The following is a 24,897-nucleotide window of genomic DNA, read 5'->3' on the forward strand; positions in this document are numbered from 1 at the left end:
GTTTCTCGGCGCGACAACAGGCCCCGGAGAGACCCTAGTTGGGGGAGAGCATGGCTGACCTTGAAGTGGGCGTACTGGCGATCGGCGCCGGCCCGGCGAACCTGGCCCTCGCGGCCGCGATCGAGGAGAGCGGATCGGCCGAACTGGCCGAAGGAACGCTGCTGTTGGAGCAGGCCCCGGACATCAAGTGGCAGCGCGACCTGCTGATGCCGTGGGCCCGCAGCCAGGTGTCCTTCCTGAAGGACCTGGTGACGCTGCGCGACCCGCGCAGCCGGTTCTCGTTCCTCAACTTCCTGCACCAGCACGACCGTTTGGACCAGTTCATCAACCTCGGGACCTTCCACCCGCACCGCTGGGAGTTCTCCGACTACCTGCAGTGGGTGGCCGCCTCGCTGGAGAAGGTGCGGATCCGCTACGACGCGAAGGCCACCGCCACCGAACCGCGCTACGACGCCGACGGCCGCCTGATCGGCTGGCAGGTCACCCTCGCCGACGGCGACACCATCCGCTGCCGCGACCTGGTGGTCGGCGCCGGCCGCGACATGCACATCCCGGAGGTCTTCGCCGACCTGCCCGCCGAGCGGGTCATCCACAGCGCCCGGTTCCGCAGCCGGATCAACGCCGTCGACAAGGACGCGCCGCTGCGCACCGTGGTGATCGGCGGGGCGCAGAGCGCCGCCGAGATGTTCATGGCGCTGTACGAGAACCTGCCGAACTCCACCGTCACCATGCTGGTCCGCTCCATCGGCCTGCAGAACTACCAGACCAGCAAGTTCGTCAACGAGCTGTTCTACCCGTCCTTCGTCGACGAGTTCTACGACGCCCCGGCCGAGATGCGCGCCCAGGTGCTCGACGAGATGCGGCTCACCAACTACGCGGGCCTCGCCCCGCCGTTCCTCGACGAGCTGTACATGGTGCTGTACCGGGAGAAGATGATCGGCACCGGCCGCGCCGAGGTCCGGCCGATGACCGAGGTCGTCGCCGCCCGCGAGGAGGACGGCGAGGTGGTCCTCGACCTGTGCGACCGGCGCACCGGCAAGACCGTCGAGCACCGCTGCGACCTGGTGCTGCTCGGCACCGGCTACGACGGCCGGATGCCCACCCTGGTACGGGAGTTGACCGAGAAGACCGGACTGTCCGAGGTCGCCGTCAGCCGCGACTACCGGGTCGACCTGGGCGCCGGCGCCGAAGCCGCGCTGTACCTCCAGGGCGTCAACGAGGCCACCCACGGCATCGCCGACTCGCTGATCAGCGTGCTCGCCCACCGCGCCCGCGACATCACCGGCGACCTGCTGACCCGCCACGGCCTCGCCCCGGCCGGAGCCCGCTGATGGCCGCCCTGCTGGTGATCGCCCCCGGCCCCACCGCCAACGGCGACCTGCACCTGGGCCACCTCGCCGGACCGTTCCTCTCCGCCGACGTGTGCGCCCGCTACGCCCGCGCCACCGCCCGCGACACCCTGTTCGGCACCGGCGTGCACTTCACCCAGAACTACATCGTCACCACCGCCCGCCGCCTCGGCGAACAGCCCGAGGAACTCCGACTGCGCGCCGCCGAACAGGTCGAGGCCACCCTCGCCGCCGCCGGCATCGTCCCCGACGGCTTCGTCCGCTTCGACGAGCGGTACCTGAAGACCGTCCGCACCTTCTTCGAACGACTGCACGGCGAAGGCCACTTGAGGCTCCGCAAGGTGAAGTTCCCGTACCTGCCGGACACCGGCGAGTACCTCACCGACGCCTACGTGCGCGGCGGCTGCCCGGTCTGCCTGGCCGAGGGCTGCGCCGGGCTCTGCGAGAACTGCGGCCACTGGATCGCCTCCGGCGACCTGCTCGACCCGCGCTCCACCCGGCACCCCGAACTCGCCGTCGAACTGCGGGAGAAGGACGTCCTGGTGCTGCCCCTGGAGGAGCACCGGGCCGCCCTGGCCTCCTACTTCGCCCGGCTCGCCCCCACCATGCGACCCCGACTCGCCCAGCTCGTCGAGGAGTTGATGGCCCGCAGGCTCCCCGACTACCCGATCACCCTGCCCATCGACTGGGGCATCCCCGCGCCCTTCCCGGAGACGCCCGGGCAGGTGCTGTACTCCGACACCGAGACCGTCGCGTGGAGCCTGCACGCCATCGCGCTGGCCGCCGAGGCCAGAGGAGAAGTCCCCGGCGACGAGGAACGGCACTGGGCCGTCGAGGCCGGACCGGAGATCGTGTACTTCTTCGGCTCCGACGCCAGCTTCGCGTTCGCCCTGGCCGGCACCGCCATGCTGCTCGCCCTCGGCGGACTCGCGCTGCCCGCGCACTTCGTCACCAACGAGTTCTACGAACTCGACAGCGACAAGTTCTCCACCAGCCGCGGCCACGTCGTCACCGGCCGCCAGCTCACCGCCGAAGTCCCCCGCGACCTGGTCCGCTACTACCTGGCCGCCACCGGACCCGACTTCCAGCGCACCAACTTCACCCGCGCCGCCATGGACCGGGTCTGCGGACAGCGCCTCGTCGAACCGTGGAACCGCGTCGCCGCCAAGGCCGAGGCCCACCTCGACCGCGGCCCGCTGCCCGTCAGCGCCCGCTCCCGGCACGCCGCCGCGCTGATCGCCGAACGCTTCGCCGCCGCCCTGCGCCCGCGCCGCTTCAGCCTCAGCGGCGCCGCCTTCACCCTCACCGAACAGCTCGGCCGACTCGACCGCTGGGAGGTCACCGACGCCGACGCCGGCGACTTCTGGCACGAACTCGACCTGTTCCTGCGCTGCGCCGCCCCGCTCCTCGTCGACCTCGCCGCCGAGGCCCTGCCCGACACCGCCATCCCCGCCGAACCGGCCGCCACCACCGTCCTGCCCCGCCCGCTGCCCCGGCTCGGCGCCCACCTGCGCGGCGGCGGACGGTGAGCTCCGCCGCCCACGTGGTGGTGGTCGGCGCAGGCGTCACCGGGCTGCTCACCGCCGTCGCCTGCGCCCGCGCCGGGCACCGGGTCACCGTCCTGGAACGCGGCCCACTGCCCAACCCCGACGCCACCTCGCACGACCAGCACCGCGCCATCCGCACCCTGCTGCCCGGCGACCCCGACGGCACCGCCCGCCGACTCGCCGCGCACCGCCACTGGGAGGACCTGGAGGCCCTGCTCGGCACCCCGCTCTACCGCCGGGTCGGCGTCCTCACCGCACACCCCGCCGACCGCCTCGACGAGCTGCTCGCCGAGGCCGACAAGGCCGGCGTCCCCGTCGACCTGCCGGACTGCCCCGAACTCCCGCCGCTGGGCCTGCCGCCCGGCACCGTCGGGGTCCGCGAACGCACCGGCGGCGTCCTGCTCGCCGACCGGGTGCTGCACGCCGCCGCCCGCTGGCTCGCCGCCCGGCCCGGCGTGGCGCTGCGCCCGCACAGCACCGTCCGCTCGGTGTTCACCGGCTCCGGCCGGATCGTGCTGGACACCGGCGAGGTGCTCCGCGGCGACCTCGCCCTGCTGGCCGGCGGCCCCTGGACGCGCCGGCTCGCCGACAGCCCCGTCACCCTGTACCGGCAGACCATGCTCTACCTGCGCCGCCCCGCCGGGGACGACCGCTGGGACGACGCGCCCGCCGCCGGCGGCCTCGGCCGCGAAGGCCGCGGCTGGGTGCTGCCGCCCGGCGCCGGAACCCTGCTCAAACTCAGCTCCGACACGGTGTGCCGCCCCGTCGCGGACACCGACAGCAGCGGCGAGGACCAGCGGCCCCACCTGGACCGGCTGGCCGCCGAAGGCATCCTGCCCGACCTGGAACGCCACGCCGTGGCCGGAGTCCGGGTCTGCCACTACACCGCGGACACCGCCACCGGCGGCCCGCTGCTCACCCGGGTCTCCCCGGGCCTGTGGACCCGCGCCGCCTGCGGCGGCAGCGGGTTCTCCACCGCACCGCTGGTCGCCGAACGCATCGCCACCGCTGTCCGGGAGGCGGCATGACCATCGCCACGGAAGTGAAGGAGGCGACATGACCGACGAACAACCACCGATCGGCGTCCTCGACACGCTCAGAGCCACCCCGACCACCGTCCGCTACCTGCTCGGCGGCGTGCTGGTCAACCAGCTCGGCGCGTTCGTCCAGACCTTTCTGGTGCTGTACCTGACGCACCGCGGAATGTCCGACGGCACCGCCGGTTTCGCCCTCGGCGCGTACAGCCTGGGCACCGTGTTCGGCACCGTGCTCGGCGGGGAGATCACCCACCGGCTCGGGCCGCGCACCGCGATCCTCGTCGCGATGGTCGGCTCCGCGCCGCTGGTCGCCGTGCTGCCGCTGCTGGCCCGGCCCGGGCTGCTGGCGCCGCTGCTGGTCGCCGTCGCCCTGGCCGGCCTGTTCGCCCAGGCGTACCGGCCCGCCGCCTCGGTGCTGCTCAGCGACCTGATGCCGGAGCGCCACCAGGTGATGGCGTTCTCCATGATGCGGATCGCGCTGAACACCGGGGCGGCGCTCGCCCCGCTGATCGCGGCCGCCGTGATCCTGCTCGACTGGGACCTGCTGTTCTGGCTGGACGGCGCGACCACCCTGGTCTACGCGCTGCTCGCCTACTGGCTGCTGCCCCGGCACGCCGTCCCGGAGTCCGCCCCGCAGGAGCCCGCCGAGCGGCGCGCCACCGGCCGGGCGGCGTACGCGGCGATGCTGCGGGACCGGGCCTACCTGGCGTACCTGGCCGCGGTGATGCTCGGGACGGTCGCCTACGTGCAGTCCTCGATCTCGCTGCCGCTGGAGATCGTCCACGACCACTACCCGACCTGGCTGTACAGCGCGGTGCTCACCGCCTCCTCGCTGGTGCTGATCACCTGCGAGCTGAAGATCACCGCGTACATCACCCGGATCCCCACCTACCTGGCGGTCGGCGTCGGCCACCTGGTCAACTCGATCGGGCTCGCCGCGTACGGGCTGGCCGTGCACTCCGGGGCGTTCGTGCTGTTCGGCGCGGTGCTCGCGGTCAGCGGCCTGATGATCGCCGGGCCCAGCATGTTCGCCCACCCGGCCACCTTCCCGGGCGAGTCGAAGGCCCGCTACCTGGCCACCATGCAGGCCGCCGCCGGTCTGGCCTCGGCCGTCGGCCCGCTGTTCGGCGTCTGGGCCTGGACCCATCTGCACGCCGGGTTCTGGGTGCTGATGGCCGTGGTCAACGGCCTGGCCGGCGTCCTCGCGGTGCTCGGCATCCGGCACCGCGCCCAGCGGACCGCCGCCTCGCAGGAGCCCGTGGAGGAGACGGCATGAGCAGCCAACCCGCCGTCGAGCGGCCGGTGTTGATCGTCGGCTACGTGGCGTTCGCGGTGCCCGGCATCGCGGCCTTCCAGGGCGTCGACTCGGTGATCTACGTCGAGGAACCGGACGTCGCCCGCAAGCGGCACCTCGCCGAGGCGCTGCAACAGGTGCCGTTCGCCCGCGAGTTGATCGAGTGGGAGTACCACCTGCCGGGCCGGGCGGACGCCTTCTTCGCCGCCCGTCCGGGGCTCGACCCGGTCGCGGTGATCCCCGCCGTCGAGTACGCGGTGCCGTTCGCGGCCCGGCTCGCGGAACGCTACGGACTGCCCGGCGCCGGCCTGGGGGCGGCCCAACTGCTGCGGGACAAGCACCAGTTGCGCACGGTCGCGGCCGCTGCCGGGATCGCCAACCCGCCCAGTGAGCCGGTCGGCAGCGCAGCCGAGCTGGCCGACTTCCTGGCCCGGCACCTCGGCCCGGCGGTGCTCAAGCCCGCCAACCGGCAGGCCTCGGTCGGCACCCGGGTGATCCACCGCCCCGAGGAGGTCGAGCAGGCCTGGGCGCAGTGCCTGGTGCAGGACGAGGGCCCGTTCGTCCCGGACCGGCCGATCGTGCCGTCCATGCTGGCCGAACGCTTCGTCGCCGGGCCGGAGTTCAGCGTGGAGATGCTGGTCTCCGGCGGCCGGCCGGTGTTCGCCAACACCACCGGCAAGGTGCTCTACCCCGGCCCGCACCCGATCGAGTCCGGTCACACCGTCCCGGCCGAACTCGCGCCGGAAACGTGCGAGTTGATGGCCTCAGAGACCGAACGACTGGCCGCCGCCGTCGGCTTCGGCACCGGCGTGCTGCACTGCGAGTGGATCCTCGCCGACGGCGTCCCGGTGCTGGTCGAGTGCGCCGGACGGCTGCCCGGCGACTCGATCACCGACCTGATCGAGGCCGCCTACCCCGTCGACCTCACCCGCGCCTACTTCGCGCTGATGCGCGGCGAGGACCCCGGCCCGCTGCCCGCGAAGGCCGAACGGGCCACCGCCGCCCGCTTCCTGGCCCCCGACCGACCCGGCACCGTCACCGCCGTGCACGGCCTGGACGAGGCCGCCGCCGCCGAGGGCGTGCAACTCGCCGTGGTCGGCATCGCTCCCGGCCACCGCACCGCCGGACTGCGCAGCTCCTGGGACCGGGTCGGCATCGTCACCACCCTCGCCGACACCCCCGCCGAGGCCCGCCGGCTCGCCGACGAGGCGGCCGCGCTGGTCCGGTTCGACATCGACTCCCATGCAGAGGAGGACTCATGACGGAACATCAGGAAAAGTCGGCCGAACCCGGCACGCTGCTGGTGATCGGCAGCGGACTGAAGGAGTACCGCGAGTACCTGGTCGGCCCGATGAGCCGCCGTGCCCGCGCCGCCGGACTGGAACTGCTGCTGGTCAACAACCTGCGGCCGACCTGGCAGCGTGAGTACTTCGACGAGATCGTGGTCGCCGACGTCTTCGACACCGCCACCATGAACGCCACCGTGCGGGGGATCGCCGCCCGCAAGCACATCGTCGGCCTGCTCTGCTGGGACGAGCCGCTGGTGCTGGACGCCGGGCTGCTGGCCGCCGAACTCGGCGTCCCCGGCCTGTCCGAGCGCGGCGTGCGCGGCGTCCGCGACAAGGAGCGCACCCGCAGCGTGCTCACCGCCGCCGGCCAGCGCCAGCCCGGCTTCGCGCTCACCGCGGACCTGGCGGAGGCCCGGGCCGCCGCCGAGCGGATCGGCTACCCCGTGGTGCTCAAGCCGCGTGCGATGGGCGCCAGCATCGGCGTGGTGTTCGCCGGGGACGCCGCCGAACTCGACGCGGCCTTCACCACCGCGCTCGCCGCCAGCCAGGTCGACCCCGGGCCGTACCGGGCCAGCGTGATCGTCGAGGAGTACGCGGGCGGCCCGGAGATCAGCGTCGACGGCGCCGTCCACAAGGGCGAGTACCTGCCGCTGTTCCTGGCCCGCAAGTACAGCAGTGACGAGCCGTACTTCGAGGAGGTCGGCCACGTCGTCGACGCCGCCGACCCGCTGCTCTCCGACCCGCGGCTGCTGGCCGTGCTCGCCGACGCGCACCGGGCGCTCGGCGTGGAGGACGGCATCACCCACACCGAGCTGCGGCTCACCGACCGCGGCCCGCTGATCATCGAGGTCAACGGTCGGCTCGGCGGCGACCTGATCCCGCTGCTCGGCCGGATCGCCACCGGCGTCGAACCCGGCGAGGTGCTGTTCGACGTCGCCGTCGGCCGTCGCCCCGACATCGCCCCGACCCGCTCCGCGGTCGCCGGCATCCGCTTCGGCTACCCCGAACAGGACTGCCGCCTGGAGGAGTTGACGCTCCCGAAGCCCGCCGACAGCCCCGGCCTGGTGCACGCCGCCCCGATGGCCCCGCCCGGCACCGTGCTGAGGCTGCCGCCCGGCGGCTACCTGGCCCGGCACTCCTTCGTGATCTGCGAGGCCGACACCGTCGCAGCCTGCGAGCAGCGCCTGACCGCCGCCGCCGCCCTGGTCGACCTGGCCGTCTCCGCGGTCGAACCGGCCGACCCCGACGCCCCGTTCGCGATGCCCGCGGGCCTGCTGGACGTGGACCGGTGAGCGCCGTGGAGTGGGCGGGCCCGCCCCAGGACGCGGCCGAGATCCTGCGGCGCGCCCGGCAGATCGCCCCCGTGCTGCGCGCGAAGGCCCCGGAGATCGAGGCCAACCGCACGCTGCCCGCCGACGTGGTCGAACTGCTGCGCGGCACCGGCGTGTTCCGGATGTGCTTCGCCCGCGAGTGGGGCGGCCCCGAACTGACCTCGCCCGAACAGCTGGCCGTCGTCGAGGCGTTGGCGTACGGCGACGCCTCCGCCGCCTGGTGCGGCGTCATCGGCGCCAACAGCGGGCTGCTCGGCAACTTCCTGCACCGGTCCGTGGTGAAGGACGTCTACCCGAGCCTGGACCTGGTCACCGCGGGGGTGCTCGCCCCTGCCGGCCGGGCCGAGCGCGTCCCCGGCGGCTTCCGGCTCAGCGGCCGCTGGTCGTTCGGCTCCGGCATCAAGCACAGCGACTGGGTGACCTCCGGGGCGTTCCTGTTCGAGAACGGCGAGCCCTGGGCCGAGCCGGGCAGCCCGCACGCGCACGACTCCCGGCAGTTCCTGGTGCCCCGCTCCGCCGTCGAGGTGGTCGAGAACTGGGACACCACCGGCCTGTGCGGGACGGGCAGTTGCGACTACACGATGACCGACGTGTTCGTCCCCGAGGAGCACACCTTCACATTCTGGGAGGTCCGCGGCACCCCGAGCCCGCTCGCCCAGCCGGACTCGTTCATGCGCGCCCTGTGCGGGGTCCCGCTCGGGGTGGCCCGGGCCGCGCTCGACCACGCCCGGGAGATCGCCGCCACCCGGTACGACCGGATGGCGGGCCGCAGTTGGGCCGAGAGCTGGCGGGTGCAGACCGAACTCGCCCGGCTGGAAGCCGAGTTCAACGCCGCCCGGGAGGGCGTGTACGGCGCGATGCGGCGCCAGTGGGAGGTGCTGGCGGCCGGCGGCACGCTCGACGACCTGACGCCCACCGAGCGCGCCGCGTCCCCGCTGTCCTGGCTGCACGCCTTCCGCGCCTCGCGGGCCGTCGTCAACCGGCTCTACGACCTGCTGCAGACCTGGTCGATCAACCGCTCCTCGCCGATGGACCGCTGGCTGCGCGACACCGCCGTGATGTGCCAGAACCTCACCGCGCAGGACGCCGTGCTGGAGTCCGTCGGCGCCTACCTGCTCGGCCGGCCGCCGATGTTCCGCATCAGCCTCGGCCTGGACCGCTGACCACCCCCGGTAAGGAGAAGTGACCCGATGACATCGGAAATCCTGCACCGCGCCCGCGAGTTGGCACCGGTGCTGCGGGAGCGCGCCCCGGAGATCGAGGCCCACCGCACACTGCCCGCCGAGGTGGTCGAACTGCTGCGCGGCACCGGCGTGTTCGGCATGTGCTTCGGCCCCGAGTGGGGCGGCCCCGGCCTCACCTCGATGGAACAGACCGAGGTGGTCGAGGCCCTCGCCCACGGTGACGCCTCCGCCGCCTGGTGCGCCGTGATCGGCGCCAACACCGGCATCTACGCCAACTTCCTCGACCAGCAGGTCGCCAAGGAGGTCTTCCCGCGCCTCGACCTGGTGGTGGCCGGCCTGCTCCAGCCCTCCGGCCGCGCCGAGCGCGTCCCCGGCGGCTTCCGGCTCAGCGGCCGCTGGTCGTTCGGCTCCGGCATCAAGCACGCCGACTGGGTGACCTCCGGCGCGTTCCTCTACGAAGGCGGCGAGCCCTGGGCCGCGCCCGGCAGCAAGCACGCCCACGACTCCCGGCAGTTCCTGGTGCCCCGCGACCAGGTCGAGGTGATCGACAACTGGGACACCACCGGCCTGTGCGGCAGCGGCAGTTGCGACTACACGATGGACGGGGTGTTCGTCCCCGAGGAGCACACCTACACCTTCGCCACCCCGCAGGGCCGCCCCGGCCCGCTCGCCCAGCCGGACTCCTTCACCCGCGCCATGTGCGGCGTCCCGCTCGGCGTGGCCCGCGCCGCACTCGACCACGCCCGGGAGATCGCCGCCACCCGGTACGACCGGATGGCGGGCCGCAGTTGGGCCGACAGCTGGCGGGTGCAGACCGAACTCGCCCGGCTGGAAGCCGAGTTCAACGCCACCCGGCAAGGCGTGTACGGCGCGATGCGGCGCCAGTGGGAGGTACTGGCGGCCGGCGGCACGCTCGACGACCTGACGCCCACCGAGCGCGCCGCGTCCCCGCTGTCCTGGCTGCACGCCTTCCGCAACTCCCGGACCATCGTCGCCCGCACCTACGACCTGCTGCAGACCTGGTCGATCAACCGCAGCTCGCCGATGGACCGCTGGCTGCGCGACACCACCGTGATGGCCCAGCACCTGGTCGCCCAGGACCGCATCCTGCAGTCCGCCGGCGCGTACCTGCTGGGCGGCACCCCCGAGTTCGGCATCAGCCTCGGCCTGGTCTGACCGGCCCCAACCACGCAGCGGAGAAACCGATGAGCAGACCCGTCCTCCTGGTCAACCCGAACAAAGTGCACCCACCGATCGCCCCGTACGCCCTCGACGTGCTCACCACCGCACTGGAGGACGCCGGCTTCGAGGTCGAGGTAATCGACCTGACCTTCCGCCGCGACGACTGGAAGACCTGCCTGCACGAGTACTTCGCGCAGCACACCCCGCTGCTGGTCGGCGTCACCGTCCGCAACACCGACACCGTCTACGCCTTCGAGCAGCGCCCGTTCGTCGGCGAACACCGGGAGATCATCACCGAGATCCGCCGACTCACCGACGCACCCGTCGTCGGCGGCGGCATCGGCTTCTCCACCATGCCGTTCGCCCTGGTCGAGTACTTCGGCATCGACTACGGCGTGAAGGGCCCCGGCGAGAAGATCCTCTGCGAACTCGCCGCCGCCATCGCCGAGGGACGCGACACCTCCGCCATCCCCGGCCTGATCCGCAACACCGAGCACGGCGCCGTCCGAACCCCGCCCGCATTCCTGACGGTCCGCCACGGCGAGACCCAACAGGCCGACCCCACCGGCCAGTTCGAACCCCGGGTGTGGCAGGTCGACCAGCTCTCCGTGTACCGGCGACGCTCCGGCGTCCCGCACCGGGTCGACAACCTCGAGTACTACCGGCGCGGCGGCCTCGGCTCCATCCTCACCAAGAACGGCTGCGCCTACCGCTGCGCGCACTGCGTCGAACCCGACGCCAAGGGCACCCGCTACGGGCAGCGCGAACTCGCCTCCGTGGTCGACGAGATGGAGTCGCTCGCCGCGCAGGGCATCCTCGACCAGCACACCACCGACAGCGAGTTCAACCTGTCGATCGCGCACGCCAAGAACCTGCTGCGGGAGATCGTCCGCCGCCGGCACGCCGACCCCGACAACCCGCTGAACCTGCTGCGCCTGTGGGTCTACTGCCAACCCAGCCCGTTCGACGAGGAGTTCGCCGACCTGCTGGCCGCCGCCGGCTGCCGCGGTGTCAACGTCGGCAGCGACCACATCCGGCCCGAGGTGCTCAGCGGCTGGAAGGTCACCGAGAAGGGCGGCACCTACTACACCTTCGCCGACACCGAACGGCTGGTGCGGCTCTGCCACGAACGCGGCATCCTCACCATGGTCGAAGCCCTGTTCGGCATGCCGGGGGAGACCCCCGAGACCGTACGCGCCTGCGTGGACGCCTTCATGGCCCTCGACGCCACCGTCACCGGCTTCTCGCTCGGCCTTCGCCTGTTCCCCTACACCCCGATGGGCATCGACCTGGCCGAACAGTGCGCCGGCGTGCGCACCGCCCCCGGCCTCCAGTCCAACACCGCCGACGGCCCGATCGTCCTCAAACCGCTGCGGATGTGCGCCTCCCCGGCCGAGTACGAACGGCAGTTCATGTTCGACGAGAACGGCAACTTCCGCCTCGTCTGCTACTTCTCGCCCGACCTGCTGCCCGACCCCGCCCGCGCCGCCGACCCCGCCGAACGCTGGCACGGCGCCGTCCACGACCTGTGGGCGCTGATCGACCCGGCCGACCACCACCGGGTGATGCTGCCCACCGTCGAGGGCATGAGCGAGCACGACAACAACTACGCCGACAACCCGTTCCTCACCAGCCTCGGCGGCCTCGGCTACACCGGCGCGTTCTGGTCGCACTGGCGCGGCCGCGAGGAGATCATGCGGGCCGCGCGGGAAACCGCCGGGGAATCCTCACATCTGCCAACTCCTGTATGACATATCGCACTTGAGCTGGCGAAATGATCAGACCATGCTGAAGCGGCGAAATCATCACTGCCGGTGATCATCGACGGCAGCGCCGCACCACCGCCGCACCCCACACGCCGCGAGGGAACGATGAACCAGCACGGGAACACCGCCTTACCGACCGTGCTGCTCGCCGACGTGCAGCCCGCCCTCCGGCAGGGCGTCCGCTCGATGGTCGAGGCCTCCGGCGGAGCGGCGGTGGTCGGCGAGGCCGGCACCATCGGCGAAGTCCTCGCCGCCACCTCCCGGCACCGGCCCGATGTCCTCGTCCTCGACCCGCAGATGGACGACACCGCCGGCATGCGAATGATCAGCCAGATCGTGCGCCTCACCCCCGACACCGGCGTCCTGGTGTTCAGCACCCTCGACGACGACAAGGCCGTCACCGCCGCCTTCCACGCCGGCGCCCGCGGCTACCTCGTCAAACGCGCCACCGCCGAACAGATCGTCCGCGGCATCCTCGCCGTCGGCGCCGGCGAAGCGATCGTCGACCGCAGCATCGCCGCCCGCCTCGGCACCCTCATCGGCGCCGGCCAGCGCACCCGCAGCTACCCGTTCCCCCAACTCAGCGACCGCGAACGGGAAGTGCTCGAACACCTCGCCGCCGGCCGCTCCAACACCGCCATCGCCCGCGAACTCGCCCTCGCCTCCAAAACCGTCAGCAACCGCATCTCCGGCATCCTCGGCAAACTCGGCGTCGCCGACCGCGCACAGGCCCTGGTCCTCGCCCGCGACTCCGGCCTCGGCCAGACCGCCGCCGCCCGCTGACCCCTTCCTCTCCCGCATCCTCTCCCGCATCGGAGCCCCCGCATGCCCGAAACCGCCCCGCCGCCCGGCCTGGTCGTCCGCCGCCAGGAACCCGCCCACCTCGAACGCGCCCACGGCCTCGACCTCAAACTCCTCCACCCCTGGAACGACCTCACCACCCCCTTCCACGGCGCCTGGTGCGTGCTGCGCCCCGGCGACCTCACCGACACCCACCAGCACACCGAACGCGAACTCTTCATCTGCATCAGCGGCCGCGGCGAGATCCACACCCCCGACGGCGGCCGCCACCCCGTCGCCGCCGGCGACCTCGTCCTCCTCCCCGCCGACACCGACCACGCCGTCGCCAACCCGCACTCCACCGACTTCGCCTACTACGCCATCTGGTGGCAGGCATGAACCCCCGCCACCTCGACTACGACGGCCGCCGCTTCCACGCCCCCGACGGCGACCGCCGCACCGTCGCCGTCTACCACCAGCAGGACGACCTCGTCTGGGGCGAGATCACCGGCGGCGCCATCCGCCGCGGCTGGACCGCCGGCACCCGCCAGCCCGACGGCACCCTCGCCATGGGCTACACCTTCGTCCTCACCACCGGCGAAGTCGTCTGCGGCCACACCCGCAACACCCCCTCCCTCACCCCCGACGGCCGCATCCGCCTCCAGGAGACCTGGCACCGCTACGGCCCCCACCCCACCACCGGCACCTCCACCATCGAAGAGATCACCCGATGACCCCCCAACACCCCCTCCGGACGGGCTGGCCCGGCGGTCGGCAGGTGTCGGTGACCCGGCGCGGCCCCGGCTGCGTCGGGCACGTGCAGGTTCGCGGGGTCGGCCTCCGGCTGCGTGTCGCTGCGCGCAGGGGTGGCGTTGCTCTCGGGGCGGGATCGTTCGGCGGTCGGCAGGTGTCGGTGACCCGGCGCGGCCCCGGCTGTGTCGGGCTGGCGCGGGTTCGCGGGGTCGGGCTCCGGCCGCTCGTCGCTCCGCGCAGGGGTGGCGTTGCCCTCCGGGCGGGATCGTTCGGCGGTCGGCACGCGTCCGTCACTCGGCGTGACACCGGTTGCGTCGGGCTGGCGCGGGTTCGCGGGGTCGGCCTCCGGCCGCTCGTCGCTCCGCGCAGCGGTGGCGTTGCCCTCCGGGCGGGATCCTTCGGCGGTCGGCACGCGTCCGTGACCCGGCGCGGCCCCGGTTGCGTCGGGCTGGCGCGGGTTCGCGGGGTCGGCCTCCGGCCGCTCGTCGCTCCGCGCAGCGGTGGCGTTGCCCTCCGGGCGGGAGCTCGGCGTCTCGTCGCCCCGCGCGGCGGTGACTCCGTCCGCCGGGCGGGAGGGGACGGCGTGGCTCGGCGGGCCGTCGATTCCTGCCCGTCCGTCGCCCCACGCAGCGCCGTTCCCGTTCTTCGTCTGCCCGTTGCCGCGCGCAGCGCTGTCCGTGTTCTGCGCCCGTCAGCCGCCCCACGCAGCGCCGTTCCTGTTCTTCGTCTGCCCGTTGCCGCGCGCAGCGCTGTCGGTGTTCTGCGCCCGCCGGCCGCCCCGCGCAGCGCCGTTCGTGCTCTCTGTCCGTTCGTTGCCGCGCGCAGCGCGCTTGTTGAGGAGGCCTCCCGATGAGCCCCGACTGGGCGTTGCTCGACAAGCACACCGTCGGCCCGCTGCTGCGGCCCGGTGACGGCGGGTTCCGGGAGTCGTCGGCCGCGTTCAACGAGCGGTGGGCGGGGCGGGCGCCCGCCGGCGTGCTGCGGGCGGCGGGCGCGGAGGACGTGCTGCGGGCGATCGAGTGGGCGGGGGAGCGCGGGGTGCCGATCGTGCCGCGTGGAGGCGGGCACTCGTACGCCGGGCACTCCGTCAACTCCGGGCTGGTGGTGGACCTGCGGGCGTTGGACGCGATCCAGGTCGATCCCGTGAGCGGGCTGGTCACGGTCGGCGGCGGCGTCCTGACGGGCGCGCTGTACGCGGCCTTGCGGCCGCACGGCCTCGCGCTGCCGCTCGGCAACGGCGCGGGCGTCGGCATCGCGGGCCTCGCTCTCGGCGGCGGCTCGGCCGCCACCTCCCGGCGGCTCGGCCTGACGGCCGACACCCTCCGCGCCACCACCCTGGCCACCGCCGGCGGCACCGCGCTGACCTGCGACGCCACCCAGAACGAGGACCTGTACTGGGCCTGCCGCGGCGGAGGCGGCGGCAACTTCGGCATCAACCTCGACCTGACCTTCCAGGCGGTCGCGGCCCCGCCGTCGTCCACCTGCCTCCTGCTCTGGGACGTCGCGCACGCGCCCGCCGTCTTCGAGACCGTGCAGCACCTGATGCGCACCGCCCCGGAGGAGACCTCGCTGCGCCTGGGCGTCGCCACCTCCGGCGGCCGCACCCTGGTGTCCGCCGTCGGCCTGCACCTCGGCCCGGCCGCCGAGCTGCGCGCGCTCCTCGCGCCCGCGTTCGCCGCCGCCCGCCCGCTGCGCGAGGAGATCACCGACCGCGACTTCTGGGACGCCATGGACTACCTGCAGCACGAGACCGCCGGCGGCGCGTTCGCCGTCCGGACGCACTTCGCCACCGACCCGCTGCCCCCGCAGGTCGTCGCGGCGGCGCTGGAACACCTTGCCGCCGCGCCCCCCGGCGGCAACCCGGACGGCTGCGGCCTGGCGCTGTTCGGGTGGGGCGGCGCGATCAACCGGGTCGAGCCGTCCGCCACCGCGTTCGTGCACCGCGACGCCCAGTACCTGGTCAGCCTGGACACCTCCTGGCTGCCGGGCGAGGACCCGGCCGCGCAGCTCGACTGGCTGGCCGGCCTTGATCACCTGATCGCCTCGTGCACGACCGACGGCGCGTACCTGAACTTCACCGACCCGGACCTGCGAGACTGGCGAAACGCCTACTACGGTGCGAACTACCCCCGCCTGGTCGCCGTGAAGCACCGCCACGACCCGGACGGACTGTTCACCTTCCCGCAGTCCATCGGCAGTTGAACCCCCTTCAGACTTCGCCCGTACGGCGTACCGCTGACCGACCGTCAGTCGACCCGTTCCGCCCGGAAGGAGACACCACCGTGTCGCCGCGAACCGCCCGCCCGCGCCACTACCTGATGTGCCGGCCCGCGCACTTCACCGTCGACTACTCCATCAACCCGTGGATGGACCCGGCCAAGCCCACCGACACCGGCACCGCCCTCGCCCAGTGGGACGAGCTGTACGCGCTCTTCCAACGCCTGGGCCACACCGTCGAGTTGATCGAGCCACTGCCCGGCCTGCCGGACATGGTGTTCGCCGCCAACGGCGCCACCGTGGTCGACGGCCGGGTGCTCGGCGCCCGCTTCCTGTACCCGGAGCGGATCGCCGAGGGCCCCGCGTACGCCGGCTGGTTCCGCGAGCGGGGCTGGCAGGTCCGGGACGCCGAACACGTCAACGAGGGCGAGGGAGACCTGCTGGTGGCCGGCGGCCGCATCCTGGCCGGCACCGGCTTCCGCACCGAGCCCGCCGCGCACGCCGAGGCCGCGTCCTTCCTCGACCGCGAGGTGGTCACCCTGCGGCTGGTCGATCCGCGCCACTACCACCTGGACACCGCGCTCGCCGTGCTCGACGACGACGAGATCATGTACTACCCGCCGGCCTTCGACGCCGAGTCCCGGGCCGTGCTGGAGCGGCTCTACCCGGACGCGATCCTGGCCGGCGCCGACGACGCCCGGGTGTTCGGCCTCAACGCCGTCTCCGACGGTGCGAACGTCGTCCTCCCGGAGGCCGCCACCGGCCTCGCCGAGCAGCTCCGCGAGCGCGGCTTCCACCCGATCGGCGTGGACCTCACCGAACTGCTCCGGGCCGGCGGCGCCGTCAAGTGCTGCACCCTCGAACTGCGTCACTGACCCACTGACCCACTGACCCACTCACCGAAGCACCGAAGCACCGAAGCGCCGCACACACCGGAGGCCCGGCCCCGCACCAGCGGGACCGGGCCTCCGTCATTCACCGGCTCACGCCAGGTCGAAGCGGTCCAGGTCCATGACCTTCGTCCAGGCGGCGGCGAAGTCCTTCACGAACTTCTCCTTGGCGTCGTCCGAGGCGTACACCTCGGCGACCGCCCGCAGCTCCGAGTTGGAGCCGAACACCAGGTCGGCCCGGGTGCCGGTCCACTTGACCGCACCGGCGGCGTCCCGGCCCTCGAACAGCGCGTTGTCGGAGCCGACCGGCGCCCACGCGGTGTCCATGTCGAGCAGGTTGACGAAGAAGTCGTTGCTCAGCGTGCCCGGACGGTCGGTGAACACGCCGTGCTGCGAGCCGCCGTGGTTGGCGCCCAGCACCCGCAGGCCGCCGACCAGCACGGTCAGCTCGGGGGCGGACAGGTTCAGCAGGTTCGCCTTGTCCACCAGCAGGTACTCGGCGGGCAGCCGGCTGCCCTTGCCCGCGTAGTTGCGGAAGCCGTCGGCCTTCGGCTCCAGGGCGGAGAACGACTCGACGTCGGTCTTCTCCTGGGTGGCGTCCACCCGGCCCGGGTGGAAGGCCACCGCGACGTCCACGCCGCCGGCCTTCGCGGCCTGCTCGACGGCCGCGGTGCCGGCCAGCACGATCAGGTCGGCCAGCGAGACGTGCTTGCCGCCCTCCGCGTTGAACGCCGTCCGGACGGTCTCCAGCACCCGGAGCACCTGCGCCAGCTGCTCCGGGTCGTTGACCTCCCAGCCGCGCTGCGGCTCCAGGCGCACCCGGGCGCCGTTCGCGCCGCCGCGCTTGTCGCTGCCGCGGAACGAGGACGCCGCCGCCCACGCGGTCGACACCAGCTGCGCGGTGGTCAGCCCGGAGGCCAGCACCCGCTCCTTGAGCGCGGCGGCGTCCGCCGCGTCGATCGGCGCGCCCTGCGCCTGCGGCAGCGGGTCCTGCCAGAGCAGCTCCTCGCTGGGCACCTCGGGGCCGAGGTAGCGGGCCACCGGGCCCATGTCACGGTGGGTCAGCTTGTACCAGGCGCGGGCGAAGGCGTCCGCGAACGCCGCCGGGTCGTTCAGGAAGCGGCGGGAGATCTGCTCGTACACCGGGTCGAAGCGCAGCGAGAGGTCGGTGGTGAGCATCTGCGGGGCGTGCTTCTTCGACGGGTCGAAGGCGTCCGGCACGGTGCCCTCGCCGGCGCCGTCCTTCGGCTTCCACTGGTGCGCGCCGGCCGGGGACTTCGTCAGCTCCCACTCGTAGCCGAACAGGATCTCGAAGAAGGTGTTGTCCCAGGTGGTCGGCGTGTTGGTCCAGGTGACCTCCAGGCCGGAGGTGATCGCGTCGCCGGCCTTGCCGGAGCCGTAGGTGCTCTTCCAGCCGAGGCCCATCTCCTCCAGGCCCGCGCCCTCGGGGGCCTCGCCGACGTTGTCCGCCGGGCCGGCGCCGTGGGTCTTGCCGAAGGTGTGGCCGCCGGCGATCAGCGCGACGGTCTCCTCGTCGTTCATCGCCATCCGGCGGAAGGTCTCGCGGATGTCGCGGGCCGCCGCGACCGGGTCCGGGTTGCCGTTGGGGCCCTCGGGGTTGACGTAGATCAGGCCCATCTGGACGGCGCCCAGCGGGTCTTCGAGGTCACGGTCGCCGGTGTAGCGCTCGTCGCCCAGCCAGGTGGTCTCGGGGCCCCAGTAGACGTCCTCGTCGGCCTCCCAGACGTCCGCGCGGCCGCCGGCGAAGCCGAAGGTGTCGAAGCCCATCGACTCCAGCGCGACGTTGCCGGAGAGGATCAGCAGGTCGGCCCAGGACAGGCTCTTGCCGTACTTCTTCTTGACCGGCCACAGCACCCGGCGGGCCTTGTCCAGGTTGGCGTTGTCCGGCCACGAGTTCAGCGGGGCGAAGCGCTGCTGGCCGGCGCCCGCGCCACCGCGGCCGTCGGAGATCCGGTAGGTGCCGGCGCTGTGCCAGGCCATCCGGATGATCAGCGGGCCGTAGTGGCCGAAGTCGGCGGGCCACCAGTCCTGCGAGGTGGTGAGGGCCTGCTCGATGTCGCGCTTCACGGCGGGCAGGTCGAGGCTGTTGAACGCCTCGGCGTAGTCGAAGTCGCCGCCCAGCGGGTTCGCCACCGCCGGGTTCTTGGCCAGGATCTTCAGGTTCAACCGGTTCGGCCACCACTGCTGGTTGCCGCCGCCCTGGGTCGGATGGGGCGCGCGGCCGTGCGCGACCGGGCAGCCGCCCGCACCCTCGGACTTGGGGTCGGTGACGATGGCGTCGTCGTTCTCGGGCATGGGAAGTCCCTCCGGATCGGGCGGATCGCACTCTTTACGGACACTTCGGCGCTGACGGGCACCTTGGCCGTTCGCCGGAGTCGATCCTAAGATAGACACAGTCTAAGTCAAGAACTCGGTCAATCGGGTGGTGGTTCCGCTCGACTCGGGCGCGTCGCCGCGTCCCCTGTACAGTTCGGGCGTCTGTTGAGCTGAATGGATGAACACATGAGTGACCTGCTGGAACGGCTGCGTGACCGGGGGTGGCGGCTGACCTCCCAGCGCCGGGTGGTGGCCGAAGTCCTCGACGGCGACCACGTCCACCTGACCGCGGACGAGGTCCACGCCCGCGCCGCCGAACGCCTCCCCGAGATCTCCCGCGCCACCGTGTACAACACCCTCGGCGAACTCGTCACCCTCGGCGAGATCCTGGAGGTCTCCACCGACGGCCGCGCCAAGCGCTACGACCCCAACGCCCACCAGCCGCACCAGCACCTGGTCTGCTTCGCCTGCGGCACCATCCGCGACGTCCACCCCACCGGCGACCCGCTGGCCGCCCTCCCCGCCGGCGAACGCTTCGGCTTCACCATCACCGCCGCCGAGGTCACCTACCGCGGACTCTGCGCCGACTGCGCCCGCCACTCCGCCTGACCCCCGGCCACCACACCCGACCGGCGGCCCGACCCCGCCGCGCCGAGTACCGCGATCAGCGCGCCCGACGCCACCGCACCCCGTGCGCCGCCGAGGTGAACGCCGCACCGCCCGCGAGCGCCGTGCCCGCCACCGCCACCGCAGAACCCGTCTGCCGGGCAGCCGACACCGGCGTCCCCGGGCCCGGCGCCGGCGCGCACAGCGTCACCCCCGCCGGCACCGGCGTGTACGTGTCCACCGTCCACGGCAGCGCCTCCACCGACGCGCCCAACTCCCACTGCGCGGACGGCAGTGCCACGTTCACCACGGTGATGTCCAGCACCGCCATCACCATGCTCGCGCAGCACATTGCGAGCACCAACCGCTTCCGCCCGCCGTCCAGTTCGGGCACCTGGCCCCCTTGATCCGTGTCCGGCCACTGAGCTGACGTATCGTCAGATCCGTCCGGTCCGACCGGCCGTCCGTGCTGACGCTACGATTTCGAGCGTGCTCGAAATCAAGCCCCAACCCGTGCTTCCCGCCCAGGGATTGACCATCGCCGAGGCCGCCGAACGCACAGGCGTCAGCGTCCACACCCTGCGCTCCTACGAACGAGTCGGCCTGGTCGTCACCCCCGTCGATCGCATTCCCGGCGGCCGCGTCGAAGGCTTCCGGGAGCCGGGCGAATGAGCTCTCCGTTGAGCGGCGCGGCACCACTGTCCGGATCCCCGCGCACCCGGTGGCGGCGGATCGCGGCCGCAGCGTGCGCCGGGTTGGTGGCGGTACCCGTGTTGGCCGGATGCACGCCCGCGCAGAAACGCGCCATCGCCGTGCGGGTGGATCAGGGCAACCTCGTGATCGACCCCGGCAGGTGCCCCGATGAGAAGGTGGCCGACGTGTCGATAAGTGCCGAGGTGGACGGGCGGACGACCACCTGGGCGGCGGTTCCGCGCAGCATGGCCTCCGAGATCGACCGGATCGATCCCGCAGAGCTCGGCCCGGACTGGTTGGCGACCGGGACCAGGCCGACCACGTTCCAGGCCGCTGCGACGTACGAGGTGGAGGTCTCGGTCAGCCGCGACGGCAAGCTGGACACCGGGATGCTCAAGGTCACCGGTGAGACCCTGCTCAGGCTCGAAGCGGGCCAGGTCGTCAGGGGCCGGGGCGCCGGGCGGACCGACGTCATGGCGGCGGCGGACTACCGTGCCGAGGTCGGCAAGCGCTGCGGCTGACCCGCGCCGCAGCGCTTCGCCGAGGTAGGGGGCGAGCGCAAGAAAGTGCTGGGAGGTCAATCGACCCGGTGGTCCGACCCGGGGATCCACTCGGTCGTTGGTCGCGTGGTTGGTCATGTCACAGCCGGAAAAGCAGAAAGACCCCAGATGAACTGGGGTCTTTCGTTGGTGTCCGAGGGGGGACTTGAACCCCCACGCCCGATAAAGGGCACTAGCACCTCAAGCTAGCGCGTCTGCCATTCCGCCACCCGGACCAGGTGTCTCGCCTTCGGGCTTCCTTTCGGCTGCCCCCTGGCGACAAAGAGAACATTACCAGGCTTCCGGAGTGCTTCTCACCTGCGTTTTCGAGGCCCGGAGGTGAAGTGCCCGGGCATATCGGGCAGAGGGGGGCAAGGCGGGCGAAGAGAGGGGTGAAACTGCTGGTGAGCGGGGTTCGGACGGGTGTTCCGGCGGCAAAAACGGGCCGTCCGGGAGCGTGCGCGGCCAGGACGGGGCGAATCGCGCACCGAATCGGTCGGGAAGCTTCACGACACGCGTGATTCCAGTCCCGGTGCCACTCGCGGGGGCCCGCTCTCCTAGCCTCGGGTCACCAGGGAGCCCCGAGCGAAGGGCGGCGTGCAGTGGAACAGACGCAGGAGACGGCCACGGACGCCGCGGCCGGGCGGCGGCCCGGCGCGGCAGGGCCCCGGCCCGGGGCGTGGCGGTTCAGCGCGGCCCCGGAGGAGTCCTCGGTGCCGCGCACCCGGCACGCGGTGCGGGACCGGCTGCTGGCCCAGGGCATGGCGGGGGAGCGCTACCAGGAGCTGGTGGACGACCTGCTGCTGATCGTCTCGGAGCTGGTGTCGAACGCCGTCACGCATGCCGCGGCGCTCTCCCCGCAGGTGCACTGCGAGCTGGTGATCGACCCGGAGCGGGTGCGGGTCGCGGTGCTCGACGGCCACCCGTACCGCCCCAGGGCGCAGTCGAACGACCCGGTCCGCCCGGGCGGGCGCGGCCTGCTGCTGGTCAAGAGCGTGACCCTGCAGGCGGGCGGCGAGTGCGACGTGGAGCCCACCGAGGACGGCGGCAAGGTGATCTGGGCCAGCCTGCCGCTGCCGGCGCCGCTGCTGCCGGCACCGGGCCCCGCCGGGACGGGGGACGGCCCCGACGGCGGCCCGGACTGCTGAAACGCCTACCAGTCGTTGCCGGCGATCTCCCGGATCCCGGGCAGGGCCGCCTCGAAGACCGTCTCGAACCACACCGAGAACGGCTTCTCGGCGCGCAGCGCGCGCAGCTCGGCGGCCGTGACGAAGCGGGTGTCCTCGACCTCCTCCGGCGCCGGGTCCGGCTCGGCGGTGATCAGCCCGACGAACAGGTGGTTCCACTCCCGCTCGATCAGCCCGGTGGTCTCGTCCGGCAGGTCGTAGCGGGTGGTGCCGGCCTCGCAGAGCAGCGCGGGGGCGGCGCCCAGCTCCTCGGTGGTGCGGCGGGCGGCCGCCACGAACGGCTGCTCGCCGGGGTAGGGGTGGCCGCAGCAGGTGTTCGACCAGACACCCGGCGAGTGGTACTTGCCGAGCGCCCGGCGCTGCAGCAGCATCCGGCCCTGTCGGTCGAACAGGAACACCGAGAAGGCGCGGTGGAGCCGGCCCGGCTGCTGGTGGGCCCAGAGCTTCTCCCCGGTCCCGATGGTCGCGCCGTGGTCGTCGACCAGCTCCAGCAGGATCTCGCCGGGTGCGGCCGCGGACGGGGAGGCGAGCTCGGGGGAGAGGTCGTCGGTCGGGCTGACAGCAGGACTCATGGGCGAAATGCCCCTTTCGGCGCGTGGACCGGGGCCGCGCCCGGGCCGGGCCCGGGGCCGCCCACCCCGGTTGTGAGGTCGGCTGCGCGCACGTCGGCCCGGTCTGGCCGGTCCGCCGACGGCGTCGGGGTCCAAGTCTGCCGCATGCCCGGGCGGCCCCGGGGCCGCGACGCACGTCACCGGTGTGGAGGACCGTTGTTCGGCGGAACTGTGCGATCCGCGACCGTACGGCGTCCTCGAACGTCCGCCCCGTGCCCGCAGCTGATCGGTTGATCCGACCGCCCCGGATTCAGCAGTCGATCATGCGATCCGACCGCCGCGCAGCCCGGCAGTCGATCACCTGAGCCGCCCGGGCCGCGTTCTGGCAGGTGGCCGGGGTCGCCTACCATCAGTGGGACCGGGCGGTCCGCAAGACGCGCCCGTACGGCGCGCCGCAGCCGCGGCCGCGTCCCGGCGCCGCTACCGCACCGGCGCGCCGGACGGCACCCGAGACCCTGGAGTCCCGCATGATCGGCCTCGTCCTGGCCGCCGGCGCAGGCCGCCGGCTTCGTCCGTACACCGACACCCTGCCCAAGGCGCTGGTGCCGGTCGACGGAGAGCGGACGGTGCTCGACCTGACCCTGGGGAACTTCGCCGAGGTCGGCCTGCGGGAGGCCGCGATCGTCGTCGGCTACCGCAAGGAGGCGGTCGAGGACCGCAAGCAGGCGCTGGAGCAGAAGTACGGCGTCAAGCTCACCCTGGTCGAGAACGACAAGGCCGAGGAGTGGAACAACGCCTACTCCCTGTGGTGCGCCCGCGACCTGTTCGGCGAGGGCCTGCTGCTGGCCAACGGCGACACCGTCCACCCGGCCTCGGTGCAGCGCACCATGCTGGACGGCAACGACCGCCGCATCAAGGAGGGCAAGGCCCCCGGCATCCTGCTCGCGCTGGACACCGTGAAGAAGCTCGCCGACGAGGAGATGAAGGTCGTCGTCGACCCGGAGCTCGGCGTGCGCCGGATCACCAAGCTGATGGACCCGCTGGACGCCACCGGCGAATACATCGGCATCACCGTGATCAACCCGTCGGCCGGCCCGGCCCTCGCCGACGCCCTCAAGGCGGTCTTCGAGCGCGACCCGCAGCTGTACTACGAGGACGGCTACCAGGAGATGGTCGACCGCGGCCTGGTCGTCGACGTCCAGCCGATCGGCGAGGTCTCCTGGGTCGAGGTCGACAACCACGACGACCTGGCCAAGGCCCGGGAGATCGCGTGCCGGTACTGACCCGACTGGTGCCCTCGCCGGTCTTCGTCGAGGTGCGGTCCGGCGCGCTGGACGCGCTCGGCGGCATCCTCGCCGACCAGCGGCTCTCCTCGTCCGGCCGGATCGCGGTGGCGATCAGCGGCGGCTCCGGCGCCGTGCTGCGCGAGCGCCTGGAGCCGGCGCTGCCCGGCGCCGACTGGTATCAGGTCGACGACGGCACCCTGGACAGCGCGGTCCGATTGACCGACGAGATCCGCCGCGGCCACTACGACGCCCTGGTCGGTCTCGGCGGCGGCAAGATCATCGACGTGGCCAAGTACGCCGCGGCCCGGGTCGGTCTGCCGGTGGTCGCGGTCGCCACCAACCTCGCCCACGACGGCATCTGCTCCCCGGTCTCCACCCTCGACAACGACGCCGGCCGCGGCTCCTACGGGGTGCCCGGCCCGATCGGCATCGTGGTCGACCTGGACGTCATCTCCAAGGCGCCGAAGCGCTTCGTGGCGGCGGGCATCGGCGACGCGGTCTCCAACATCTCCGCCTGCGCCGACTGGGAGCTCTCGCACACCGTCACCGGCGAGCCGGTCGACGGCCTGGCCGTGGCGATGGCCCGGGCGGCCGGTGAGAACCTGCTGCGGCACCCGGGCACCCTGGAGGACCCGGACCTCCTGACGACGCTCGCGGAAGCCCTGGTACTGTCCGGCATCGCGATGAACATCGCGGGCAGCACCCGGCCCAGCTCGGGAGCCTGCCACGAGATCTCGCACGCCCTGGACGTGCTGTACCCCAAGCGGTCCGCCCAGCATGGCGAGCAGGTCGGCCTCGGCGCGGCCTTCGCCTGCTTCCTGCGGGGCGAGCGGGACCTGTCCGGACTGATCGTGGAGCGCCTGCGCTTCCACGGCCTGCCGGTGACCGCCGATCAGATCGGCTTCACCGAGGCGGAGTTCACCGAAGCGGTGCACTACGCTCCGAACACCAGACCGGGGCGCTTCACCATCCTCGAACACCTCGACCTCTCCGCCACAGACATCAGGGACGCGTACGCCGACTATGTCCAAGCCGTCAACAGCTGAACGCCCGCCGGTTGACCTCACCCGCCGCCCGTC

The 24,897-nt window shown here is 72.7% G+C and carries 23 protein-coding genes and 1 tRNA gene; 20 read left to right on the top strand and 4 right to left on the bottom strand.

Translation table 11 applies throughout. The features are described 5' to 3' along the window. Positions 1 to 50 precede the first annotated feature (50 nt). From ACFV4P_RS18965 to ddaH, 14 genes are all read left to right on the top strand, one after another. Positions 51 to 1,331, top strand: a complete 1,281-nt coding sequence (locus ACFV4P_RS18965; protein ID WP_380472474.1) for a SidA/IucD/PvdA family monooxygenase — start codon at positions 51 to 53, stop codon at positions 1,329 to 1,331. After that, the gene (locus ACFV4P_RS18970) at positions 1,331 to 2,878 is read left to right on the top strand and encodes a class I tRNA ligase family protein (protein ID WP_380472476.1); all 1,548 of its coding nucleotides are present in this window, start codon (positions 1,331 to 1,333) and stop codon (positions 2,876 to 2,878) included. The genes ACFV4P_RS18965 and ACFV4P_RS18970 overlap by 1 nt, the downstream gene beginning before the upstream one ends. After that, complete coding sequence (locus ACFV4P_RS18975) at positions 2,875 to 3,924, top strand: NAD(P)/FAD-dependent oxidoreductase (RefSeq protein ID WP_380472478.1); 1,050 nt, start codon at positions 2,875 to 2,877, stop codon at positions 3,922 to 3,924. Before ACFV4P_RS18970 ends, ACFV4P_RS18975 begins: the two co-directional genes overlap by 4 nt. A 28-nt stretch (positions 3,925 to 3,952) precedes the next feature. Then, positions 3,953 to 5,209 carry an MFS transporter gene (locus ACFV4P_RS18980; RefSeq protein ID WP_380472479.1) on the top strand — a complete coding sequence of 419 codons (1,257 nt, stop codon included), beginning with the start codon at positions 3,953 to 3,955 and terminating at the stop codon, positions 5,207 to 5,209. After that, on the top strand, positions 5,206 to 6,489 hold the full coding sequence (locus ACFV4P_RS18985; protein WP_380472481.1) for an ATP-grasp domain-containing protein: 1,284 nt from the start codon (positions 5,206 to 5,208) through the stop codon (positions 6,487 to 6,489). Before ACFV4P_RS18980 ends, ACFV4P_RS18985 begins: the two co-directional genes overlap by 4 nt. Beyond that, positions 6,486 to 7,808, top strand: coding sequence for an acetyl-CoA carboxylase biotin carboxylase subunit family protein (locus ACFV4P_RS18990; RefSeq protein ID WP_380472483.1), 1,323 nt, complete (start codon positions 6,486 to 6,488; stop codon positions 7,806 to 7,808). The genes ACFV4P_RS18985 and ACFV4P_RS18990 overlap by 4 nt, the downstream gene beginning before the upstream one ends. Next, positions 7,805 to 9,010 (top strand): acyl-CoA dehydrogenase family protein, encoded by a 1,206-nt coding sequence (locus tag ACFV4P_RS18995; RefSeq protein ID WP_380472485.1) that lies wholly within the window; start codon positions 7,805 to 7,807, stop codon positions 9,008 to 9,010. The genes ACFV4P_RS18990 and ACFV4P_RS18995 overlap by 4 nt, the downstream gene beginning before the upstream one ends. Positions 9,011 to 9,037: 27 nt before the next feature. Continuing rightward, a complete protein-coding gene (locus tag ACFV4P_RS19000; protein WP_380472487.1) occupies positions 9,038 to 10,207 on the top strand; it encodes an acyl-CoA dehydrogenase family protein in 1,170 nt (389 codons plus the stop codon). Positions 10,208 to 10,236: 29 nt separating this feature from the next. Next, positions 10,237 to 11,964 (top strand): tryptophan 2-C-methyltransferase, encoded by a 1,728-nt coding sequence (tsrT, locus tag ACFV4P_RS19005; RefSeq protein ID WP_380472489.1) that lies wholly within the window; start codon positions 10,237 to 10,239, stop codon positions 11,962 to 11,964. Between the two features lie 120 nt (positions 11,965 to 12,084). Further along, positions 12,085 to 12,762 (top strand): response regulator, encoded by a 678-nt coding sequence (locus ACFV4P_RS19010; RefSeq protein ID WP_380472491.1) that lies wholly within the window; start codon positions 12,085 to 12,087, stop codon positions 12,760 to 12,762. Positions 12,763 to 12,804: 42 nt separating this feature from the next. Next, positions 12,805 to 13,158: a cupin domain-containing protein gene (locus ACFV4P_RS19015; RefSeq protein WP_083647049.1), complete on the top strand. Its 354-nt coding sequence runs from the start codon at positions 12,805 to 12,807 to the stop codon at positions 13,156 to 13,158. Continuing rightward, positions 13,155 to 13,493 (top strand): hypothetical protein, encoded by a 339-nt coding sequence (locus ACFV4P_RS19020; protein WP_380472493.1) that lies wholly within the window; start codon positions 13,155 to 13,157, stop codon positions 13,491 to 13,493. Before ACFV4P_RS19015 ends, ACFV4P_RS19020 begins: the two co-directional genes overlap by 4 nt. An 868-nt stretch (positions 13,494 to 14,361) precedes the next feature. Continuing rightward, a complete protein-coding gene (locus tag ACFV4P_RS19025; RefSeq protein ID WP_380472494.1) occupies positions 14,362 to 15,714 on the top strand; it encodes an FAD-binding oxidoreductase in 1,353 nt (450 codons plus the stop codon). An 80-nt stretch (positions 15,715 to 15,794) separates the two neighbouring features. After that, positions 15,795 to 16,604: a dimethylargininase gene (gene ddaH / locus ACFV4P_RS19030; RefSeq protein WP_380472495.1), complete on the top strand. Its 810-nt coding sequence runs from the start codon at positions 15,795 to 15,797 to the stop codon at positions 16,602 to 16,604. Between the two features lie 108 nt (positions 16,605 to 16,712). Here ddaH and katG read toward each other — a convergent pair whose 3' ends face one another. Further along, positions 16,713 to 18,935 (bottom strand): catalase/peroxidase HPI, encoded by a 2,223-nt coding sequence (katG, locus tag ACFV4P_RS19035; RefSeq protein ID WP_380472497.1) that lies wholly within the window; start codon positions 18,933 to 18,935, stop codon positions 16,713 to 16,715. Between the two features lie 207 nt (positions 18,936 to 19,142). On the opposite strand from katG, the gene ACFV4P_RS19040 reads away from it, so the two are divergent. Beyond that, a complete protein-coding gene (locus ACFV4P_RS19040) occupies positions 19,143 to 19,565 on the top strand; it encodes a Fur family transcriptional regulator (RefSeq protein WP_380472499.1) in 423 nt (140 codons plus the stop codon). A gap of 55 nt (positions 19,566 to 19,620) precedes the next feature. Here the strand turns inward: ACFV4P_RS19040 and ACFV4P_RS19045 are convergent, their stop codons facing one another. After that, positions 19,621 to 19,956 carry a hypothetical protein gene (locus ACFV4P_RS19045; protein WP_380472501.1) on the bottom strand — a complete coding sequence of 112 codons (336 nt, stop codon included), beginning with the start codon at positions 19,954 to 19,956 and terminating at the stop codon, positions 19,621 to 19,623. Positions 19,957 to 20,051: 95 nt separating this feature from the next. Here ACFV4P_RS19045 and ACFV4P_RS19050 point away from each other — a divergent pair, with 95 nt between their 5' ends. Both ACFV4P_RS19050 and ACFV4P_RS19055 read left to right on the top strand, forming a co-directional pair. Further along, positions 20,052 to 20,234 carry a MerR family DNA-binding transcriptional regulator gene (locus ACFV4P_RS19050; RefSeq protein ID WP_380472503.1) on the top strand — a complete coding sequence of 61 codons (183 nt, stop codon included), beginning with the start codon at positions 20,052 to 20,054 and terminating at the stop codon, positions 20,232 to 20,234. A gap of 8 nt (positions 20,235 to 20,242) precedes the next feature. Continuing rightward, entirely contained in the window at positions 20,243 to 20,776 is a 534-nt protein-coding gene (locus ACFV4P_RS19055) for a hypothetical protein (RefSeq protein ID WP_380472505.1), read from the top strand. Between the two features lie 166 nt (positions 20,777 to 20,942). On the opposite strand, the gene ACFV4P_RS19060 is transcribed toward ACFV4P_RS19055, so the two are convergent. Next, a tRNA-Leu gene (locus ACFV4P_RS19060) sits at positions 20,943 to 21,030 on the bottom strand. 366 nt (positions 21,031 to 21,396) lie between these two features. On the opposite strand from ACFV4P_RS19060, the gene ACFV4P_RS19065 reads away from it, so the two are divergent. Then, a complete protein-coding gene (locus tag ACFV4P_RS19065; RefSeq protein WP_380472507.1) occupies positions 21,397 to 21,942 on the top strand; it encodes an ATP-binding protein in 546 nt (181 codons plus the stop codon). Positions 21,943 to 21,947: 5 nt separating this feature from the next. Here the strand turns inward: ACFV4P_RS19065 and idi are convergent, their stop codons facing one another. Beyond that, positions 21,948 to 22,553, bottom strand: coding sequence for an isopentenyl-diphosphate Delta-isomerase (idi, locus tag ACFV4P_RS19070; RefSeq protein ID WP_073813195.1), 606 nt, complete (start codon positions 22,551 to 22,553; stop codon positions 21,948 to 21,950). A 506-nt stretch (positions 22,554 to 23,059) separates the two neighbouring features. On the opposite strand from idi, the gene ACFV4P_RS19075 reads away from it, so the two are divergent. Together ACFV4P_RS19075 and ACFV4P_RS19080 are read left to right on the top strand one after the other, a co-directional pair. Continuing rightward, complete coding sequence (locus ACFV4P_RS19075) at positions 23,060 to 23,815, top strand: sugar phosphate nucleotidyltransferase (RefSeq protein WP_380472509.1); 756 nt, start codon at positions 23,060 to 23,062, stop codon at positions 23,813 to 23,815. Next, positions 23,803 to 24,864: an iron-containing alcohol dehydrogenase family protein gene (locus ACFV4P_RS19080; RefSeq protein WP_073813190.1), complete on the top strand. Its 1,062-nt coding sequence runs from the start codon at positions 23,803 to 23,805 to the stop codon at positions 24,862 to 24,864. Before ACFV4P_RS19075 ends, ACFV4P_RS19080 begins: the two co-directional genes overlap by 13 nt. Positions 24,865 to 24,897 lie beyond the last annotated feature (33 nt).

The sequence above is a fragment of the Kitasatospora sp. NPDC059795 genome, assembly GCF_042732175.1.
Classification (GTDB): domain Bacteria; phylum Actinomycetota; class Actinomycetes; order Streptomycetales; family Streptomycetaceae; genus Kitasatospora.

Excerpts from the sequence above, each read along its gene's own strand:
- ACFV4P_RS18965 (WP_380472474.1), top strand. The coding sequence starts at position 51 with ATGGCTGACCTTGAAGTGGGCGTACTGGCGATCGGCGCCGGCCCGGCG.
- ACFV4P_RS18970 (WP_380472476.1), top strand. The coding sequence starts at position 1,331 with ATGGCCGCCCTGCTGGTGATCGCCCCCGGCCCCACCGCCAACGGCGAC.
- ACFV4P_RS18980 (WP_380472479.1), top strand. The coding sequence starts at position 3,953 with ATGACCGACGAACAACCACCGATCGGCGTCCTCGACACGCTCAGAGCC.
- ACFV4P_RS18985 (WP_380472481.1), top strand. The coding sequence starts at position 5,206 with ATGAGCAGCCAACCCGCCGTCGAGCGGCCGGTGTTGATCGTCGGCTAC.
- ACFV4P_RS18990 (WP_380472483.1), top strand. The coding sequence starts at position 6,486 with ATGACGGAACATCAGGAAAAGTCGGCCGAACCCGGCACGCTGCTGGTG.
- ACFV4P_RS19000 (WP_380472487.1), top strand. The coding sequence starts at position 9,038 with ATGACATCGGAAATCCTGCACCGCGCCCGCGAGTTGGCACCGGTGCTG.
- tsrT (WP_380472489.1), top strand. The coding sequence starts at position 10,237 with ATGAGCAGACCCGTCCTCCTGGTCAACCCGAACAAAGTGCACCCACCG.
- ACFV4P_RS19010 (WP_380472491.1), top strand. The coding sequence starts at position 12,085 with ATGAACCAGCACGGGAACACCGCCTTACCGACCGTGCTGCTCGCCGAC.
- ACFV4P_RS19015 (WP_083647049.1), top strand. The coding sequence starts at position 12,805 with ATGCCCGAAACCGCCCCGCCGCCCGGCCTGGTCGTCCGCCGCCAGGAA.
- ACFV4P_RS19020 (WP_380472493.1), top strand. The coding sequence starts at position 13,155 with ATGAACCCCCGCCACCTCGACTACGACGGCCGCCGCTTCCACGCCCCC.
- ACFV4P_RS19025 (WP_380472494.1), top strand. The coding sequence starts at position 14,362 with ATGAGCCCCGACTGGGCGTTGCTCGACAAGCACACCGTCGGCCCGCTG.
- katG (WP_380472497.1), bottom strand. The coding sequence starts at position 18,935 with ATGCCCGAGAACGACGACGCCATCGTCACCGACCCCAAGTCCGAGGGT.
- ACFV4P_RS19040 (WP_380472499.1), top strand. The coding sequence starts at position 19,143 with ATGAGTGACCTGCTGGAACGGCTGCGTGACCGGGGGTGGCGGCTGACC.
- idi (WP_073813195.1), bottom strand. The coding sequence starts at position 22,553 with ATGAGTCCTGCTGTCAGCCCGACCGACGACCTCTCCCCCGAGCTCGCC.
- ACFV4P_RS19075 (WP_380472509.1), top strand. The coding sequence starts at position 23,060 with ATGATCGGCCTCGTCCTGGCCGCCGGCGCAGGCCGCCGGCTTCGTCCG.